The organism is Candidatus Chloroploca mongolica (genome assembly GCF_004762035.2).
Lineage (GTDB): Bacteria > Chloroflexota > Chloroflexia > Chloroflexales > Chloroflexaceae > Chloroploca > Chloroploca mongolica.
Window position 1 is genome coordinate 14,394 of sequence record NZ_SIJK02000024.1, and the last position, 16,043, is coordinate 30,436.

The following is a 16,043-nucleotide window of genomic DNA, read 5'->3' on the forward strand; positions in this document are numbered from 1 at the left end:
ACATCTACTCAGTTTTTTGCAAGACCGCGATCGGCTGACCTTTGCGCGTCCCAAAGATATAGGTCCAGGCAAACGAGATCTCGCCGCCGATCAAGATTACCTGGGCCGACAAAAAGATCCAGAGCAACAGCGTCATCATGCCACCAACCGCCCCATAGGAAGCATAATTGATGTTGGCAAAGATCAGGCTTGCCACCGATTGCAGCAGCGCAAAGCCAATTGAGGCGATAAAGGCAGCCGGAAAGACATCGCGCCAGTAGATCCGCTGGCTCGGCAGCAGCTTAAACATCGCCGCAAAGACGAGCGTCAAGAGCACGAGCGTCACCCCAACTTGACCAAGCAGATAAAAGAGATCTTGCCCCGGCAACCAGTCGGTATAGCTACTCACAACGCTCATCGCCACATTCGCCATCATCGCCAGCAGGATCACGGCTGCACTGATCAGCAGCATACTAAAGGCTGCTAGGCGATTCAAGAGCATTGCGACTGCTGCCGCTACCAACCCGGTTTTTTTGCCGTTCATCCCCGGTCGGTTCTCCCAGATCACATCGAAAGAGCGACTGAGCGCGGCAAAGATGCCCGAAGCGGTCATAAAGAGCGTCGCAAAACCGAGCAAGCCGGCATTGAGCCGATTATCGCGAAAATTCGCGAGCGTTTGGGTAATCAATGCCCGTATTTCGTCCGAGCCAACCAGCACCAGCAGTTGCTCTTGCACCTCGACACTATCAACATCAATCAAAAAGCCGACCAGACTGACGACGACGAGAATCATGGGAAAAAAAGAAAAGACCGCAAAATAGGCAATCGCAGCCGCCAGATTATTCACCAGATCTTTCTGGTATTTTGCCAACGTAACCTGTCCCAGCCGCACCACGGGATGCGCCCGTACGCGATCAAGCATCGTTTCACCCCTTTCTCCTAAGCTTCGGGTTGTCACACTCCAAACCCATGCGTGCGCTGGCGCAATGCCTGGGGCCATAAGGTAGCCTAAATGCTGCTACCTTGGCGTGGCGCGAAGCCAGCTTAGCTTGGCTTCGCGCCACGCAAGAAATCCTTGCATACGATACCACAGATAGCACTGTGTGGTACAATTCAAAGCGCTTGGCACGCCGGTATAGCAGGAGTAGATGTGAGCACCAAAAAAATTGGCGTCATTGTGGGCCGCGAATGGTCATGGCCCCCCGCCTTTATCGAAGAAGTTAATCGCCGCGATCAGGGTGTGACCGCTGAGTTTGTGAAACTCGGGGGTACGATCATGGCTGAACCATGCGAATACGACGTGATCATCGATCGGATTAGCCATGAAATTCCGTATTACCGAACGTATCTCAAAAATGCGGTGCTCTCGGGAACCCATGTTATCAACAATCCCTTCTGGTGGAGCGCCGATGATAAGTTTTTTGGCGCAAGTATCTGTACGCGGCTTGGCATTCCGCATCCACGAACGGTCGCGCTGCCTTCCCACTCGTATGTTGAGGGTGTGGTCGATGAGTCGCTGCGCAATCTGAAATATCCCATTCCCTGGAGCGACCATGTCGAGTATGTCGGCGGCTTCCCCGTTATTCTCAAGCCCGCCTGGGGCGGCGGCTTCAAGCAGGTCTACCGGGTCAATAATTTTGAGGATCTCTGGCGTGCCTATAACGAGACGACAACCGAGTGTATGATGCTCCAGGAGTATATCGCCTGGGAGAAGTACGTTCGCTGTATCGTGATTGGCCGCACAGAGATCATGACGATCAAGTTTGATGCCAATGCTCCATGGCCGCATCGCTATTTCCGCGATGACCAGTACCTGACCTCTGAAGAGGGCCAGATCGTGACGGCGAATGCGCTCAAGATCAACGAGGCGCTCGGGTATGATATGAATACTGTCGAGTTTGCGTTGAAAGACGGCGTGCCTTATGCGATCGATTTTACAAACCCGGCCCCTGATTTTGATGTCAACTCGTTGACCCCGCACTATTTTGACTGGGTCGTCAAGAAGATGGCTGACTTTACGATTGATCTGGCGCTCAAGGGTCGTGCTATGCCGAGCGACTATGCCTGGGGCCGACTCATCGCAGCGGCAACCCCGGCCACCCCGCTGGCATCGCCCCAGGGTGAGTGAGGTACTATGAGTCTCGCGGCTGCAATTGACGCATACCATAGCCTGCTTACCCCCGAGCTGGCAACCGCTTCGTGGGCGCATCTCACCAGTGCCATGCGTGAGCGCCAGCTCTATTTCGGCGACCGTCCGTTGACGACCGTGCTGCGCCCGCGCCTCATCAGCGAAACGCAGTATGCCTGGTTGCAACAGGGCGTCAACCTCGTTGCCGAGGCTTCCCGTCGGGTGGTGGCCCCCGCTCGTGAGGGCGGGGTCGCTGGTCAGGCGGTGCGCGACATCCTTCTGTTGACGCCCCAGGAAGAGGCACTCATTGCGATGCATCCCGGCTACCTTGAGCCGAGCGCCCATTCACGCATGGATACCTTTCTGACCGTTGATGGCACGTCGCTGCAGTTTGTCGAGTATAACGCTGAGAGTCCTGCGGCGATTGCGTATGAAGACCTGTTGAGCGAGGTCTTTCTGGCGACGCCGGTGATGCAAGAGTTTATGCGTCACTATGCACTCCGTGCGTTGCCCGCCCGCCACCGTTTGCTCGAGACGTTGCTTGCCTCATGGCGCGAGGCCGGTTCGCCCGGGGGCGAGCCGACGGTCGCGATTGTTGATTGGTACGGCTTGCCCACCGCAACCGAATTTGCCCTCTTTGCCGCCTTTTTTGCCGCCCATGGCCTCACAGCGGTGATCTGTTCACCTGATGAGTTGCAGTTCCGCGATGGGCAACTCCTCGCCGAGGTCGCGGGCAAGACGACGCCTGTTACCATCGTCTTCAAGCGCGTGCTCACGACGGAGTTTTTGGTACACTACGGTGATGCGGCGCTTGATCATCCGCTGGTGCAAGCCTATGCCGCCGGGGCGTGTGTCATCGTCAACTCCTTCCAGGCCAAACTGCTCCACAAAAAATCGCTCTTTGCCCTGCTCTCGGATGCGCAGTTTACCAGCACGCTCAGTCAACCGCAGCAAGCCGCGCTCGCCGCCCATATTCCCTGGACCCGCGTTGTTCGCCCAGGTGCAACAACTTATCAAGATGAGCACATCGAGCTGCTCCCCTTTATTCGCACCAACCGCGATCGTCTGTTGCTCAAGCCCAATGACGAATACGGGGGCAAGGGCATTACGATTGGTTGGGAAGCCAGTCGCGATGAGTGGGAAGCCGCCCTCACGGCGGCGCTACGTGAACCATTTGTCGTGCAAGAGCGTGTCCAGATTGCCTACGAACCCTACCCGACGCTTGTTGAGGGCAAGGTCGAAATTAGTCAGCGTCTCGTCGATACCGACCCCTTCCTCTTTGGCTCGCACGTCGAGGGGAGCCTCTGTCGCTTGTCAACCGTCACGCTGCTCAACGTCACCGCTGGTGGCGGGAGTACTGTTCCCGTCTTTGCTATTGAAGCCTGATCTGATCCGTTGGGGCGCGGTGTGCCGCCTCTGACCGGGGGGGGCGCGGCACGCCGCGCCCTGACTGGAAGACGGCTATCTATCCTGCCCTCATCTCAGGGTCGAGGTTTTTATCTGCTATGAGCGCAATTACCCTTTTTATTGGTGGCACCCGCAGTGGCAAAAGCCTTTGCGCCGAACGTTATGCGGCCCAATTCGAACTCCCGGTACTCTACATCGCAACTGCCGAACTTGATGATGATGATATGGAACTGACCATTCGGATCATGGATCACCAGATCCGTCGTCCTCTCTCTTGGACAACCTTTGAGCAGCCGACGAACCTGGTGATGGCGATGGAACATGCCCCACCTGGCACGGTTGTTTTGCTCGATTGCTTCTCACTCCTGGCTCACAACCTGCTGGAAGCTCATCGAGACGATCATGCCCTGGCTTCCGCAATCCTTGCCGGGGAACTGGATGCCATTCTTGCGATGACCAGTGAGCGGAACCTGACCCTGATCATCGTCACCAAAGAGCTTGGGATGGGGCTTGTCACCGATAGATCCGAAGATTGTGCCTATCACAACCTGCTTGGGCTTGTCAACCAACGGATCAGCGCCGCTGCCGATGAAGTCTACCTGGTCATTGCCGGGCTTCCCATTGAGTTGAAACACCTCGCACCGGCCTGGCATCGTGCGTAGCAGGAAGGTGCCTATGCTTCTTCGTCTGCTTGTTCTCTGCCTGTTGCTCTATCTGCTCGTCTGCGTCGTCATCTTTCTCTGGCAAGAGCAGTTGATCTTCTTTCCTGAGCGTAATCAGCCGGGAACCCGGTATGTCTTTGGCCATCCTGCTGAGGAGGTCTGGTTGAACGCCGAAGGCGCTCAACTCCATGCCCTCTGGTTTCGTGTCCCAGACCCGCAGGGGGTTATTCTCTATCTCCATGGGAACGCCGGGAGTCTGCGGACATGGGGGGCGGTCGCGCCAGAGCTCGTGGCGTATCAGTATGATCTGCTCATCATTGATTATCGCGGATATGGTCAGAGTAGCGGTCAGATCCGCCGTGAAGCGGATGTGTATGCCGATGCTGAAGCTGCCTATGCCTGGATCCTTGAACGCTATCGCGAGGATCAGGTGGTGCTGTATGGCCGCTCCCTCGGGAGTGCCCCGGCCACGCGCCTAGCGGCTGAGCATCAACCCCGTATGCTGATCCTCGAGACCCCTTTTTATAGCCTGGAGGCTCTTGCCCGCCGTCAGTTTCCCTGGTTGCCCCCATTCTTGCTCAAGTATCCGCTGAATGTCTCGGCCTCGCTTGGTCAGGTGAGTTGCCCGGTGGTCATCATCCACGGCACAGAAGACGAAATCGTACCTTTTGCTGATGGTGAACGTCTGTCCGACAGGGTAACTGCCCCACTTCGCTTTTATCCTATCGCTGGCGGTCGGCACAATAATCTAGCAACCTTTCCTGCCTATTGGGACGCGATCACTGCGGCACTCGTTCAGTGACAGCGCGACCGGTAAACGTTGTTGCCAGGCTCCGCTCCCAATGCATCGAAGCCATGCCGCATTGTCACCCCGAGTGCAGCGAGGGGTCTTCCGACGCATCACCATGGAAGATTTCTCGCTGCGCTCGAAATGACAATGCTTGCCAACGACGTTTACCCAATTAAAATCTGCTCTTCTGGATACCGGATCATCTGCGCCTGACTCTGCCGGCGGGCAATGGCGATGACGATGGTCAGGGCGCCGAGTCTTCCCCAGAACATGACGACCATGATGACAAATTGCCCAAAGAGATTCAATTCGGTGGTGAGTCCCAGCGAAAGACCACAGGTGGCAAACGCCGAGACAACTTCAAAGGAGGCGCGATCTAACGAGACATCATGGGTGATCAGAATCAGCCAGATGGCCGTGATGACGACGAGCAACGAGACTGTTAGCACCGCTCCTGCTTTCCGCATCGTGCCCAGGGCAAGTGTCCGCCCGCCAAATTGCGCCTCACTCAGCCCACGGGCATAGCTCCAGAGGGAAATCATCAGCGCGGCAAACGTTCCGGTCGTAATGCCACCCCCCATTGAGGCCGGCGCACATCCGATGAACATCAGCACAATCAAGAGCAGCTCGCTCGCATCGGTAATATGAGCAATGTCGGGTATGCCGGCAAAGCCTGCCGTCCGTGCCGAGACCGACTGAAAGAAGCAGATCAGGAGGCGGCGCAGGGGAGGTTCATCAACCAGGGTTCCCCCAGGCTGGCCTTCGGCAAAGAAGAAACCGAGGGTTCCAACGACCACGAGAAAGCTGACCACCGTGAGCGTGATGCGGGTATGCAGGGTAAAGCGACGCTGGCGCCAGAAGAGCAGGAGATCGCCCATGACGGGAATGCCGAGGCCGCCAATGAAGATAAGCCAGCCCATAATCGCCAGGCTGAAATTGTCACGCGGAATGCCCTCGGGGTAGCCGGGGGTTCCGGTAAACAGGTCAAAGCCCGCATTGCAAAACGCCGAGACTGCGTGAAAAACTGCATAGAGCAGGGCCTGTCCTTCGCTGAGCCGCGGATCGGTGCGCCAGTGCAGGTAGAGCAAGATCGCCCCAAGTGTTTCGATCAGCAAGACCATCGCGAGCACATTGCGGGTCAGGGTGACAATCGCCCTTGGGGAAAGCAGCCCCAGCGAGTCTTGCAGGGCGATCCGATCAGTCAAGCTGATCCGCCGCCCAATCAGGCGCATGACCACCACGGCAATCACCATAAAACCGACCCCGCCACTCTGAATGAGGATCAAGAGCGTCCACACCCCAAAGAGCGATAGGTCGGTGATGGGGGTAATCGTCGAAAGACCGGTCACGGTGAGCGCCGAGGTTGCCGTAAAGAGCGCCTCGTTCCATGTTAGCCCGCCGTCCTGCCCTGAAATAGGCAGCCAGAGGAGAAAAGCCCCGATGAACATCAGGGCAACCAGCCCCAATACCAGCCTTAGTGGTGGTGGTAGAGGCCGCAATTGGTTTGCCAATGGCATAAAACTTATCCGATGAGAATCTGTTCTTCAGGAAAGCGTACCATCTGCAGGTTATTCTGCTGGCGTGTGATCGCGACGATCAACGTCAATGCCCCGAGACGGCCCCAGAACATCATAAAAACAATCACCAGTTCACCAAAGAGATTGAGATCGCCTGTCATCCCGAGCGAGAGCCCGCAGGTCGCAAAGGCTGAGACGACCTCAAAGGCAGCGACGTCGAGCGCGACATCGTGGGTCAGCACAAGTAACCAGATGCTCGTGAACACAACCAGGAGCGAGACTGTCAGGACGGCGGCTGCTTTGCGCACCGTACCGACGGCGAGCGTGCGCCCTCCAAACTGGGCTTCAGTCAGCCCTCGTGCATAACTCCAGACGGAAATCGTCAGCACGGCAAATGTCCCGGTGGTAATGCCACCCCCCATCGAGGCTGGTGCGCAGCCAATGAACATCAGCATGATCAGCAATAAACGGGTTGCAATGCTAATCTCACCAAAATCGGGAATCCCTGCCAACCCACCCGCACGTGCCGAGACCGATTGGAAGAGACTCATCACGAGGCGGCGATAGACTGGTTCTTCGGCAAGTGTGCCACCTGCGCGCCCTTCCGCAATAAAAACCCCCACCATGCCCACGAAGACCAGGAAGGCAACCACCGTAAAGGTGATGCGGGTATGCAGTGAAAACCGACGCTGCCGCCAGTAGAGCAAAAGATCGCCGATCACCGGAATGCCTAGCCCCCCGAGGAAAATGAGCCACCCCATGATCGTCAGGCTCAGCGTATCGCGGGGAATGCCGTCAGGATACCCCGGGGTACCGCTGAAGAGTTCGAAGCCGGCATTGCAAAACGCCGAGACCGCGTGAAAAATAGCATAGAGGATCACTTGGCCCTCGCTCAGCCGTGGATCGCCGCGCCAGTGAAAATAGAGCAGGAGCGCTCCGACCGCTTCAATCAAGAGCACTGTTGCCAGCACATTGCGGGTCAGCGTAACAATTGCCGCCGGTGAGAGCAAACCAAGTGAATTGCTCAGGGTGAGTCGGTCGGCCAGGCTAATGCGTCGCCCGAGCAAACGCAGAATGACGACCGCAATCACCATAAAGCCGACGCCACCGATCTGGATCAGGGTCAGCAAGATCAGCATGCCAATGATCGACAGATCACTGGTTGGGGTGATAATGGTCAATCCGGTCACCGTCAGTGCCGAGGTTGCGGTAAAGAGCGCCTCATTCCAGGTGAGGCTGCCATCACGTCCCGAGAAGGGCATGCGTAGCAGGAAGGCCCCAAGGAACATAAAGCCGATGAGCCCACCCGCCAGGCGGACAGGCGGCGGGAGGGGGCGCCGTTGTGTCGAAATGGTCATGCTATTGTGTCTGATGACAGAAGCTGCTGATCGAATTATCGGCCCCGATAATAAGCATCATATCACCACGCGCAAAGAGCATATCTGCTGGCGGGGTGACAAGCATCTGGCCGTCCCGTTTAATGGCAAGTAGGTTGATATTGTAGCGTTTGCGGAGCCCGCTCATCATCAGCGATTGCCCTACGAGCCACTCGGGGACATGGATTTCAGCAACACTGAAACCCGAACCAAGATCAAGATGTTCCAGCACCCGTGGTTCGGCCAGCCGCCAGGCGAGGCGCGCCCCGGCTTCGTGTTCAGGTAGCACCACCTGATCAGCCCCGATCCGCAAGAGGATCTGTTGCTGGCGTTCACTGATCGCCTTGCAGACGACACGACGTACCCCCAGGCCCTTCAGGGTGACGGTGGTCATCAGATTATTCTCGAAATGGGTTCCAATCGCGACCACTACCGTATCAAACGACGTAATATCAACGGCGCGTAGGGCATCTTCATTCGTTGAGTCAAGGGCCACTATCTGCGAAATACGATCCGAGAGCGTCTGCACAATCTCGGGGCTACGGTCAACGCCAAGTACCGTATAGCCCCGCTCGATCAAATTCAAAGCGACAGAACTGCCAAAGCGCCCTAGCCCAATCACAGCAAATTCTTCTTGCCGACTTGCGCGTGCCATAGTCTATCCTTAACATATGGTGTCACGTTGGCAGAGGTGCCAGCGTAGCTGGCACCTCTGCCAACAATAACTCATATTGTACCGCAGCTATGCTACAATGCCTATATGAGTGACGGTTCTATTACCTTTATTGACACCCACGCGCATGTTGCGCTTGCGCAATTTGATGCCGACCGTGAGCCGGTGCTCACCCGCGCTGCCGCTGATGGCGTGACGCGGATCATCGAGATTGGCTACGATCTGCCCTCTTCGCGTGATGCTCTGGCCCTCGCTGAGGCGTACCCGCAGATCTTTGCGGTCGTCGGTGTGCAACCTAATCATGTCGCCGATCTGCCCCCTGATTGGCTCGACCAGGTGCGCGATCTCGCTCGTCACCCCAAGGTGGTTGCCGTTGGCGAGATTGGCCTTGACTACCATTGGATGCGGGCCTCACCTGAGGCTCAGGCGCTCGTCTTTCGCCAGCAACTCGATCTCGCACGGAGCCTCGATCTTCCGGTGGTGATCCATAGCCGCGATGCCCACGACGATACGGCGCAGGTGCTTGCCGAGGCTGCCAGGGGTGTGTCAGGGGTGATGCATTCTTTTTCGGGTGACTGGGCGTATGCCCAGATCTGCCTTGAATTGAACTTCTTGCTCTCGTTTTCGGGGCCGCTTACCTTTCCCAAAGCAACGATCCTGCACGAGGTGGCACGTCGTGCGCCCCTGACGATGCTACTTACCGAGACTGATAGCCCCTATCTTAGCCCGCATCCCTACCGGGGCAAACGCAACGAGCCCGCCCGCGTGCGGCTCGTGACCGAACAACTTGCCGCCCTGCGTGAGCAACCGCTCGCCGAGGTGGCGACAACCGTATACGCAAATGCCCGGCGTATCTTTCCACGGATGCGCTGATCGATATAAAGTTATGACAACACTGACCACATCGGCCAACCGGCCTGCTCCCCGTGAGTGGAGCCGTGAACTGGCTGAGGTTTTACCCGGGTTTCTGCTGATCCTGTTGATGACCGGCGCGGTCGTCTGGTCACTTTCGGTCTCCAACTGGGCAGTGGGCCTCGAGGTGCTGCGCCCGATGGCCCTGCTCGGTCTGGTGCTTGGGGCGATCTTTGCGCGTTTGCCCTGGCTTAATCCCGGCTTGGCTCATCTGCTCAGCGGGATGCTCGGGTTTACCTGGGCGATCCATCTGCTCGGCGATGTGATGGATGCACGCCTGATCACATGGCGTGATCAGGCGACTGATCTCTTGATCCGCGGCCTGATCTGGGCCCGGGTGATCGGGGCCGGTGGGCGCGGTGAGGATATCCTGCTCTTTGTCTTTGTCCTCTGCCTGCTGGTCTGGTTGCTTGCCTATAGTACGGCATGGATGGTTTTGCGCCGTGGCTGGACCTGGCGGCCCATTTTGCTCAATGCGCTTGTGGCGTTGATCAACTATACCTATGTTTTGCCCAAGCCGACCATGCCTTTTTTTGTCTTTCTCTGTGCGGCGCTGCTCCTGCTTGTCTATCAAAATGTTATCCAGCGCCAGACGCTCTGGGATGCCCGCCAGATCGAGTATCCTGATCTGCTCCCGCTGCGCTTTCTCTGGTCGGCGACGTTTGTCTGCGGCCTGTTGATCATCCTGACAGCCTTTCTGCCCGGTGAGGTCTCGATTGATCGGGCCACCCGTACCTGGACGATGCTCAGCAGCCCGTTTAAGGCCGCCCGTGAGCAGTGGGAGGATATGTTCAGTACGATTACTGCTCCTCCCGGTGCCGGTAGCGGGGCCTTTACGTCACGTGGCGCAGCCCTTGGTGGCTCCCGTCAGTTGACGGCTGATGCGGTGATGGAGGTGCGCTCGCTTGAGTATGATTACTGGCGGGCGGTCGCGTTTGATAAGTATACCGGCCAGGGTTGGCAAAATACCGTTGGTGAACAGGCCCGCGCTGCGCTCGGTGTCGGTGCCCCCGAGCAGGCGCGTACCCCCCGCGACGCCGATGAACCGATCCCGGTCTCGCCTGGGCAGGGCCGTCGTGAAGTTGTGCAGACGTTTACAATGAAGTCGGATCGGCTTGATGATCTGGTGATGGTGGGCGGTACGCCGTATCAGATCAGCCTGCCTACCCTGGTTGAACACAACTACGCTCTGAGTGGCGGCGTAAGCGTGCCCAATTTTGATGAACTCGCGCTTGTCGTGGCGCAGGAACGCCTCCGGGCCGAGCAGGTCTATACCGTGACGGCGCTGATGTCGTTTGCCGATGTCGCCAGCCTGCGCGCCTCGGGTAACGATTATCCGCAATGGGTGCGCGAGCGTTATCTTGCGCTTCCCGAGACGGTCACACCGCGTACCTATGAACTCGCAGCCCGCCTCATCGCCGAAAATGGGGCGTTGACCCCATATGACCAGGCGCTCGTAATCCAGGATTACCTCCGCACTATTCCGTATAGCGAGTCGATTGCGACGCCTCCACCGGATGCCGATCTGGTTGATTGGTTCATCTTTGAAGAGCGAACCGGCTACTGTGATTATTTCGCTTCGGCGATGGTCGTGATGCTCCGTTCACAGGGCATTCCCGCACGCTGGGTACGCGGGTACGCCGGCGGCGAGTTTGATACCGAGCGCGGTGTCTATGTTGTCCGTGAAAATGTTGCCCATAGCTGGCCCGAGGTCTATTTCCCTGGTTTTGGCTGGGAGCGTTTTGAGCCAACGGCGGCGAGCTATACGGTTGTGCCGTCGCGCCGCCTTACCGCCAACCTCGGCTCGGATGGCAGTGATGCCGGTGGCCCGCTTGCCCCGCTCAACCCCGATCCTGGCCGTTTTGATGAGCTCGATGAGGGCCTCGATCAGATTCCCGTTCCTGGTGTCCTGCAGACCGGTGAAACGTCTGGAACCTTCGGGAACGTCTGGTCGCTTGGTCCCTTTGGGATGATCCTGGCATCACTTGGCCTACTGGCGCTCGCTTTGTATGCCCGCTGGCGGTACGAGTTGCATGGGCTGAGTCAGGTCGGGGCAGCTTATGCCGGGATGGCGCTGCTCGCCCGGTGGAGTGGTCTCGGCCAGGCTGAACAAGTGACTCCGGCGGAATACGGGGCGCTGCTGGCCGCCGCCCTGCCCGAACATCAAGCGACGATCGTGCAGATTGCCAGGGCGTATGCCCGTGAACAGTACGGTGGGCCAGCCCAGGCTACCGGGCAACTCTTCCGTGGGGCACGCGTTGATCTCCCGTCTGATGAAGCGCGCAAGGCCTTGCATCGGGCCCTTGTCCGGCGCATTTTTACGGCTCTGCCCGACCGGATGAGCCAATTCCAACGCTCGTAGCACCATGCATGCTATACTTGCTCATTGTGTAGCCCAAAAGGAGCAGTGGTGCAGATGCTCGCGCAACTTAGATCTCTTCTGCTTGCCTGGCTGATGGCGGTGCTGCTCGTTGCCTGTTCAACGAGCAGCACGTCGCCGCCACCGACGCCTCCTGCGGTTGCCCCGAGCGAGCGTACCGTCTTGATCCTCTGGCATGCCTGGCCTCGTGCTGAGGCCCAGGTGCTTGCGGTGCTGATCGAGCGCTTTAATCGTACGACCCCAGGGGTGCAAATCGTCTTGCAGACCCGCCCTGCCGCGACGCTGCGCAGCGATCTCGCGCTTGCCGTCGCCGAAGGCGGTGGCCCCCATATAGCAATTGTGCCGAGTCATACGCTCGGTGGGTTGCGTGACGAGGCGGTCTTGCTCCCCGCTGAGGATCTGATCCCCGCACGAACGGTGGCCCAACTCTTGCCGGTTGCGGTTGGCGCGGCACGCACCGCAACCGCTGATGGCCCCGTCCTCTATGGTGTGCCGCTAACCTTTGATACGCTGGCACTCTACTATAATCGAGCGAATTTCACGGGAGCGCCGCCCTCTGATCTCGATCCGCTGCTCGCGACGGCGCGTGGCCTGACCGTCACCAGTAGCAATCCGCCGATCTGGGGGCTTGCCTATAATCTCAACCTCGACCGTACGATTGGCTATCTCTATGCCTTTGGTGGGCGGGTCTTTGATGACGAGGGCGCGATCGTCCTTGGCCTCGATGGGCGTGAAGGCACCGAAGCCTGGCTCAATTGGCTGCTACAACTCCGCGAAGATCCGCGGTTGCTCGCCCGCCTCGATGGGGTGCGCGTAGACAATGCGGTGATGGCACAGCAGGCCGTGATGACGATTGATTGGGCGCATGCCTTGCCGGTCTATCAGACGATCTGGCCCGGTAATCTGGGGGTGATGCCTTTGCCGCATCTGTCGGGCAGCAATCAACAGCCGCAACCCCTGGTGCAGAGTGATGTGCTGGTCTTCAATGCCCGCCTCGGCGAACAAGCCGAGCGGACGGCGGCGAGGGCCCTTGCCACCTATCTGGTGGACGAGGTCGCCCAGCGTGAATTGTTGCGCGCTGGCCGCCAACCGGTCTTGATGAGCCTCGATCTTGCCGCTGAAGATACCGAACTTGATCCAGCGTTGCGTGATGCGGCCATTGCTTTTCGCGCTCAGGCTCAGGTCGGCTTGCCGATGCCCAATAGCCGGATTGCCAACGAGGTCGTCTGGAATATTTTGCTCGACATGCATAGTAGTGTGTTGCGCCGCCTTCTTACGCCTGATCAGGCGGTTGAACAGGCCGACGGAATGTTGCGTAGCCGTCTCGAAACAAGGCCCTGATAATGGTATAATTACGACAAGCGCTAGTCATTACACCTGCACCCGTAGATGCACACGTTTTATCCCATTGGCACGAAGCAAATGAGTTGCCGGTAGTCTCAAGATGTAGTAGAATAGGCCAGGATGGTCATCGCGCTATGGCCCGTGTGCTTTGCCGGTAGCAACTGGCACATTCTCGCTTTTACCCCACAACTGGTTGATGGCCCAAGGAGGATATAAATGGCAAGCAGAACCGAAGAGATGGTGCGGCATCTGAAGGCCCTGTCAATGAATACGCCTGACATCGAGGCATCGGCTGTCGTCAGTGTTGATGGTCTCATCATGGCTTCGGCGCTGCCCGCTGATGTTGAGGAGGATCGGGTCTCGGCGATGAGCGCAGCAATGCTTTCGCTTGGTGAGCGCATTGCCAATGAGTTGCGGCGTGGTCAACTCGATCAAGTCTTCGTCCGGGGTGAAGAAGGATATGTGATCTTGATGGCTATCGGCGATGAGGCAGTTCTGACTGCCCTGGCGCAGAGTCGTGCCAAGCTTGGCCTGGTCTTCCTCGATATGCGCCGCACCGCCAATGAGTTGATCAATCTCGTCTAGGGTGTCTCCCAGGCTCTGTGTTACACGCGGGCAACGAGTTACGTAGATACTCGTTGCCCGTTTTGTTGTGGGCAAACCCTGCCTTTTTTCAATGCGGCGGTGGTCGGGGCACGGCGGTGGTCGGGGCACGGCACCGCCGTGCCCGTACGGGGCACGGCGGTCGGGGCACGGCGCGGTAGGGGCACGGCGCCGCCGTGCCCCTACGCGACCGGCAGGGTAAACCAGAAACACGCTCCTTGCCCTGGTTCGCTGCGTACCCCAATCATACCATTGTGCAACTTGATCAGTTGTTGCGTAATGGCAAGTCCGAGCCCGCTTCCCCCTCGATCACGGCTGCGTGACCGATCGGCCCGGTAAAAACGCTCAAAGATGTGTGGCAGATCGTCTGCTGCAATCCCTGTGCCATTGTCTTCAACGACGATTTGTACCAGCGATCCTTCTGCTGTTGCCCGCAAGGTGATCGTGCCGCCTGCCGGCGTGTGGTGCAGGGCATTGCTCACCAGGTTGCGTAACACTTGCGTCAGACGTTCAGCATCACCTGTCACCATCGGCAGTTCGGGTGCATATGTCGCGGATAGCGTGATCTCCTGACTCGCCGCAAGCTCCTCAAAGAGGGTGACAGTGCGCTCAAGGAGGGGGCCAATTGCTGTGGGGCTGAGGTGCAGTTCGAGCTGACCGGCCTCGGCAAGCGAGAGTTCCCGCAGGTCGTCCACGAGCCGTCGCAAGCTCAGCGTGGTATCGTAAATGGTCGCTACTTCGCTTTTGCTGAGCGGGTAGACATCGTCGAGCATGGCGCGCAAATTCCCCTGCACGACGGTGAGGGGGGTGCGTAGTTCGTGGGCAATGTCGGCGACCATATGACGACGCTCGGTCTCGCCGGCTTGCAAACTGGCGGCCATTGCGTTGAAGGCCTCGGCAACCTGGCTTACTTCGATGGGTCCGCCAGGCGGTACCCGCTCGTCAAGCTTGCCTTGCGCAATGCGCCGCGCCCCATGCGCTAATCGATTGAGTGGTGCCGTCAGGCTCCGCGCCAGCAGCAAGCCGAGGACGAGCCCGATGCTGGCGGCAAGGAGCGCCGACCACCAGAAAATATCGTTCAGATCCTCCAAAAAACGCTCGGCTGCCCCGGGCAGGCTGCCGCCACGTGGTTCGCTGACCAGCAGATAGCCCACGGTCTCGTTGGCGACAGTGATCGGAAGGGCGTTGTTACGCTCACGGACGTCCAGGCTGTTGCCCGTCGCGATTTCGTTGGGATCGGCGATCAGTTGCCCCTGGGCATCGGCTAGCGCGACACTACTCCGGGGTGCCCCCGACCCTTGCGCACCTCGCCCCTGTCCAGGGCCATACTGGGCCGCCAGGATTGTCTCAACCCCCTCCCACGAACCTTGCTCGCTGTAAAAACGCTCAAGGCGCCCGATCAGCCCCGAGTCGGTGACCTGACTACGCACGACATAGCCCCGAAAGGTTGTCGCTGCCCGTGTATTCGCCAGCAAGGCCACGGTCACGATGGCCGTCAGGGCCACTAAGCCGAAGCTCAGGGTCAGTTGGATCCAGAGGCGTTTCATAGGTTTCGCAAACGGTACCCGATGCCATAGACCGTCTCGATCAAGGGGCCTGCATCGCCATCACGTTCGATCTTCTTGCGTAAATTTTTGATATGGCTATCCACGGTACGCTCCAAACCGGCATAGCTATAACCGAGTCCCTGCTCGATTAATTCCGTACGGGTAAAAGCGTGGCCCGGGTTGCGCATCAAGAGTGCTAGCAACTCGAATTCTGTCGGTGTGAGTTCGAGCACAACCCCCCCCACCGTCACCCGATGGGCATCAAGATCGAGTACGAGATCCCCAGAAGTCAGGCGTTGCGTGGCTACAGGTGCGCCTGTGGTACGACGTAAGACCGCTCGTACACGCGCGACAAGTTCACGCGGATTGAATGGCTTGCTGACATAATCATCGGCTCCTAGTTCAAGCCCGACAATGCGGTCAGTATCGTCAACACGTGCAGTTAACATAATAATAGGAAGTTGTGCATGAGCCGGATCGCTGCGCACCGCACGGGCAATCTCGAAGCCATCGCGGTCAGGCAGCATGAGATCAAGCACGATGAGATCAGGCCGTTCAGTGCGGATTGCACGCAGGGCTGCTTCCCCATTATACACACCAGACGCACGAAAGCCTGCCTGCTCGAGATATGCGCAGACAAGCCGGACTATTTCGCGATCATCATCAACGACAAGGACTGTTTCTGGCATAGACGTTCTTCCTCAGCCTTCAGCCTTCCTTCGCTG

The 16,043-nt window shown here is 58.2% G+C and carries 14 protein-coding genes; 8 read left to right on the forward strand and 6 right to left on the reverse strand.

The annotated features are described in order from the left end of the window. Nucleotides 1-4: 4 nt before the first annotated feature. Complete coding sequence (locus EYB53_RS13830) at nucleotides 5-901, reverse strand: YihY/virulence factor BrkB family protein (protein ID WP_167857408.1); 897 nt, start codon at nucleotides 899-901, stop codon at nucleotides 5-7. Between the two features lie 228 nt (nucleotides 902-1,129). Between EYB53_RS13830 and EYB53_RS13835 the strand changes: the two genes are divergently transcribed. From EYB53_RS13835 to EYB53_RS13850, 4 genes are all read left to right on the forward strand, one after another. Beyond that, complete coding sequence (locus tag EYB53_RS13835; protein WP_254151072.1) at nucleotides 1,130-2,107, forward strand: ATP-grasp domain-containing protein; 978 nt, start codon at nucleotides 1,130-1,132, stop codon at nucleotides 2,105-2,107. Between the two features lie 6 nt (nucleotides 2,108-2,113). After that, nucleotides 2,114-3,493 (forward strand): circularly permuted type 2 ATP-grasp protein, encoded by a 1,380-nt coding sequence (locus EYB53_RS13840; protein ID WP_135478880.1) that lies wholly within the window; start codon nucleotides 2,114-2,116, stop codon nucleotides 3,491-3,493. A gap of 119 nt (nucleotides 3,494-3,612) precedes the next feature. Beyond that, nucleotides 3,613-4,176 carry a bifunctional adenosylcobinamide kinase/adenosylcobinamide-phosphate guanylyltransferase gene (locus EYB53_RS13845; RefSeq protein ID WP_135478883.1) on the forward strand — a complete coding sequence of 188 codons (564 nt, stop codon included), beginning with the start codon at nucleotides 3,613-3,615 and terminating at the stop codon, nucleotides 4,174-4,176. 13 nt (nucleotides 4,177-4,189) lie between these two features. Next, nucleotides 4,190-4,978 carry an alpha/beta hydrolase gene (locus tag EYB53_RS13850; RefSeq protein ID WP_135478885.1) on the forward strand — a complete coding sequence of 263 codons (789 nt, stop codon included), beginning with the start codon at nucleotides 4,190-4,192 and terminating at the stop codon, nucleotides 4,976-4,978. 152 nt (nucleotides 4,979-5,130) lie between these two features. Here EYB53_RS13850 and EYB53_RS13855 read toward each other — a convergent pair whose 3' ends face one another. Genes EYB53_RS13855 through EYB53_RS13865 form a run of 3 tightly spaced genes read right to left on the reverse strand, consistent with a single transcriptional unit; the run spans nucleotide 5,131 to nucleotide 8,514 of the window. Further along, the gene (locus EYB53_RS13855; RefSeq protein ID WP_135478887.1) at nucleotides 5,131-6,483 is read right to left on the reverse strand and encodes a TrkH family potassium uptake protein; all 1,353 of its coding nucleotides are present in this window, start codon (nucleotides 6,481-6,483) and stop codon (nucleotides 5,131-5,133) included. A 5-nt stretch (nucleotides 6,484-6,488) separates the two neighbouring features. After that, entirely contained in the window at nucleotides 6,489-7,841 is a 1,353-nt protein-coding gene (locus tag EYB53_RS13860; protein ID WP_135478889.1) for a TrkH family potassium uptake protein, read from the reverse strand. Between the two features lies 1 nt (nucleotide 7,842). Then, the gene (locus EYB53_RS13865) at nucleotides 7,843-8,514 is read right to left on the reverse strand and encodes a potassium channel family protein (protein WP_135478890.1); all 672 of its coding nucleotides are present in this window, start codon (nucleotides 8,512-8,514) and stop codon (nucleotides 7,843-7,845) included. Nucleotides 8,515-8,619: 105 nt separating this feature from the next. Here EYB53_RS13865 and EYB53_RS13870 point away from each other — a divergent pair, with 105 nt between their 5' ends. The 4 genes from EYB53_RS13870 to EYB53_RS13885 all read left to right on the forward strand — a co-directional run bounded on the left by EYB53_RS13870 (nucleotide 8,620) and on the right by EYB53_RS13885 (nucleotide 13,753). Beyond that, nucleotides 8,620-9,405 (forward strand): TatD family hydrolase, encoded by a 786-nt coding sequence (locus EYB53_RS13870; RefSeq protein WP_135478892.1) that lies wholly within the window; start codon nucleotides 8,620-8,622, stop codon nucleotides 9,403-9,405. Between the two features lie 13 nt (nucleotides 9,406-9,418). Continuing rightward, complete coding sequence (locus EYB53_RS13875) at nucleotides 9,419-11,806, forward strand: DUF4129 domain-containing transglutaminase family protein (RefSeq protein WP_135478894.1); 2,388 nt, start codon at nucleotides 9,419-9,421, stop codon at nucleotides 11,804-11,806. 54 nt (nucleotides 11,807-11,860) lie between these two features. Further along, nucleotides 11,861-13,165, forward strand: coding sequence for a sugar ABC transporter substrate-binding protein (locus EYB53_RS13880; protein WP_135478896.1), 1,305 nt, complete (start codon nucleotides 11,861-11,863; stop codon nucleotides 13,163-13,165). Nucleotides 13,166-13,384: 219 nt separating this feature from the next. Further along, complete coding sequence (locus EYB53_RS13885) at nucleotides 13,385-13,753, forward strand: roadblock/LC7 domain-containing protein (RefSeq protein ID WP_097655432.1); 369 nt, start codon at nucleotides 13,385-13,387, stop codon at nucleotides 13,751-13,753. Nucleotides 13,754-13,953: 200 nt separating this feature from the next. On the opposite strand, the gene EYB53_RS13890 is transcribed toward EYB53_RS13885, so the two are convergent. Beyond that, a complete protein-coding gene (locus tag EYB53_RS13890) occupies nucleotides 13,954-15,318 on the reverse strand; it encodes a sensor histidine kinase (RefSeq protein WP_135478898.1) in 1,365 nt (454 codons plus the stop codon). Further along, nucleotides 15,315-16,007 (reverse strand): response regulator transcription factor, encoded by a 693-nt coding sequence (locus EYB53_RS13895; protein WP_135478901.1) that lies wholly within the window; start codon nucleotides 16,005-16,007, stop codon nucleotides 15,315-15,317. Before EYB53_RS13895 ends, EYB53_RS13890 begins: the two co-directional genes overlap by 4 nt. Nucleotides 16,008-16,043: the final 36 nt, after the last annotated feature.